Source organism: Campylobacter concisus, assembly GCF_902460895.1.
In the GTDB taxonomy this organism is placed as follows: domain Bacteria; phylum Campylobacterota; class Campylobacteria; order Campylobacterales; family Campylobacteraceae; genus Campylobacter_A; species Campylobacter_A concisus_BC.
The window spans coordinates 1-3,174 of record NZ_CABPVL010000016.1 but is presented as its reverse complement, the minus strand read 5'-3'; the positions used below and the strand labels follow the sequence as shown (position 1 = coordinate 3,174).

Genomic DNA, 3,174 nt, shown 5'->3' with positions numbered 1-3,174 from the left:
TAAATTTAATTTAAAAAATGAAATTAAAATGAATTTATTTAATATAATGCCGGCGAAATTTTGAAAATCAAGGAGAAAGAATGTCAATTTCAAGACGAGATTTTTTAAAGACATCCGCTGCAGCTACGGCAATAGTATGCTCAAATCCTCTTCTAGCAAAGGAGAATAAAACCAAAAGCATACCGCACGCTTCAAATTTAGGTGCATTTTACGCCGACGTCGACGAAAACGGAAAGATAGTGAAAATTAGACCGCAGGTATCTGATAAAGACCCAAAATATCCCGGAAATGAGGCATGGATAGATAGAGTTTATTCTGATACCAGAATAAAATATCCTTGCGTTAGAAAAAGCTACCTAGAAGGTAAAAACACTCCCGAGCTTCGCGGCAAAGAGGAATTTGTGCGAGTAAGCTGAGACGAGGCGATGAAGCTAATAGTTAAAAAGCTTCAAAGTGTAAAAACAGATGAAATTTATAACGCAAGCTATGGCGGCTGGGGGCATCCAGGTCTTCTTCACAACTGCAGCTCCGTGGCGGGTAGATTTTTTAATACCGTTTTTGGCGGAGCGGTAGGAACTGACGGCGAGTATAGCAACGGTGCTGCAGGCAGAGTAAATGCAACTATTGTTGGAGATTTAGAAGTTTATTCTCCGCAAACCGCACATGAAGTAATGCTTGAAAACACGAAAGTTTATGTGATGTGGGGTGCCGATTTGTTTAAATGCAATCAGATCGATTTCATGATAGCAAATCGCGGAAATAATCCTTATTTTGAAAAATATGCAAAATCGGGAATAAAATTTATCACGATTGATCCGCAATACACAGAAATTGCCAAGAAATTTAATGCCGAGTGGATTAAAATTCGCCCAAATACCGACGTGGCACTTATGCTTGGAATGTGCCATTATCTATATACAAGCAACCAATATGATAAAGAATTTATCGAAAAATACACTTTTGGATTTGATAAATTCCTGCCTTATCTACTTGGTAGGAGCGAAGATATGGTAGAAAAAACTCCTGCCTGGGCAGCAAAGATAACGGGTGTTGAGGAGAGCGTTATAAAAGCGCTTGTCGATACTTTTGTAAAAAATCGCACATTTTTAGCAGGCAACTGGGCTATGCAAAGAGCTCATCACGGAGAGCAGGCCGACTGGATGCTTATGGTACTTGCTTCTATGATAGGACAAGTTGGTCTCCCTGGCGGCGGATTTGGATTTTCTATGCATTATGGTGGCGGCGGACAAGCATTTTCGGGCGTTAGTTTGCCAGTAGGCTTGCCGCAAGGTAAAAACAAAGTAGATGCAAAAATCCCTGCCTCAAGAGTTAGCGAAGCCTTGCTAAATCCAGGCAAAAAGATCAAATTTAAAGGCTCCGAGATAACCTATCCAGACATCAAAGTCATGTATATAGCGGGCGCAACTGTTTTGGGGCACCATCCAAATACAAACGAGCTTATAAAGGCTATTCGCACGCTTGATACGTTGGTCGTTCATGAGCCTTGGTGGACGCCTATGGCAAAGATGGCCGATATAGTGCTTCCTTCTACGACACCGCTGGAAAGAGACGATATAAGCTATGGCGGCTCTTATTCGCAAGATTATGTTTATGCGATGAGAAAGGTTGTAGAGCCGCTTTTTGAAGCCAGAAACGATTATGACGTTTTTGCTCAGATGGCAAAAATGGTGGGTGAAAAAGAGCATCGCAAATTTACAAGCGGCAAAAGCAAAGAAGAGATTTTAAGAAGCTTTTATGAAAGAAGCGATTGCGTTAATTACGTAGATTTCGATGAATTCTGGGAAAAGGGATATGTATATTTTGAGCCTGGCGAAGAGGCAAGAAAATTTGTTCGTCACGCCGCATTTAGAGCCGATCCAGTAGCAAATAAATTAGCTACTGAAACAGGCAAAATTCAAATTTTTTCGCAAAAATTTGCTGATTTTAAACTTGATGATTTCAAAGGACATCCTATGTGGTTTGAGCCTGCAGAATGGTTTGGCAATGGCGAACTTACAAAGCAATATCCGCTTCATCTGCTAAGTCCGCACCCAAAATATCGCATCCACTCTCAGCTCGATAACTCTTTTGTAAGAAAAGCATATAAAGTAGGAAATAGAGAGCCTGTACTTATAAACGATGAAGATGCTAAGAAATTTGGCATAAAAGACGGCGATACGGTTGAAGTATATAACGATAGGGGTAGAATTTTAGCAGGAGCTGTAGTAAGCAAAGACATTATGAGGGGCGTCGTGTCGATAAGCGAAGGCGCTTGGTATGATCCAGAAAATTTAACAGATGAAAACCCAAGATGCAACGCAGGACACGTAAATTTATTAACCAGTTCAAGACCTACTTCGACTATGGCACAAGCTACTTCTGTAAATACTTGCTTAGTTGCTATCAAAAAAGTTGATGCCAAGGCTTATGCCGGCATTAAAACACCGATAATAAAAGGAGCATAAATGAGAAAAATTCTATTTTTAGCGGCAGTATTGGCAAATTTTGTTTTTGCAAAAGATATGTTTATCTTTGATATAAAGGCTAATCTACTTGATCCTAAAACCAAAGAGGTTGTAGGTGAAATTTACGAAGGTACGCCAGTAAAATTTATAAAGCAAGAGGGTGATTTGTCACTTATTGAAGTTAGTGGAGAAGTTACTGATAATAAAAATATCTTAGCCTATAAAAAGGATCCTTTGATAACCTTTTTGAAGCTTAAAAATCAAGAAGCAAAACCAAAGGCGCAGTACCTAATAGAGAGCAAAAAGTTAAGTGAAAATAGCTACGCCTCATGGGAAGAGGCAGAGCTTTTTTATTATGACACTTGCAGCTCATGCCACGCGGCTCATAAACCAAAAGAGCATTTGATGAACGAATGGGATGCATATATAACTGCTATGCAGACATTTGCTAAAATAAACGACGAAGAAAAATCTAGAATCCTACGCTTTATGCAAGCCTTCGCAAAAGACGGAATTGCAAAAGAAGAAGATTAAAAAACTTTAGGTCAAATTTGGATAAAAATCTAAATTTGACCCATTGTAAAATCAAATAGTTGCTAACTTCAAACAAAAAGGAGTTTGGTTGGTAACTTTATATCTTTAAATAAATTTCCAAAAAAATTAAATATTTTATTAGCAAAGATTATCTTTGATGGATAAAATTTTGTTT

General features: G+C 38.5%; 1 protein-coding gene and 1 pseudogene. Both read left to right on the top strand.

Annotated features, from left to right (window positions below; translation table 11 throughout):
• The first annotated feature begins 80 nt into the window (after window positions 1-80).
• Window positions 81-2,465: pseudogene (locus F3G98_RS10070) on the top strand (molybdopterin-dependent oxidoreductase).
• Window positions 2,466-2,999: a hypothetical protein gene (locus F3G98_RS10065; RefSeq protein WP_149726124.1), complete on the top strand. Its 534-nt coding sequence runs from the start codon at window positions 2,466-2,468 to the stop codon at window positions 2,997-2,999.
• The last annotated feature ends 175 nt before the right edge of the window (window positions 3,000-3,174 follow it).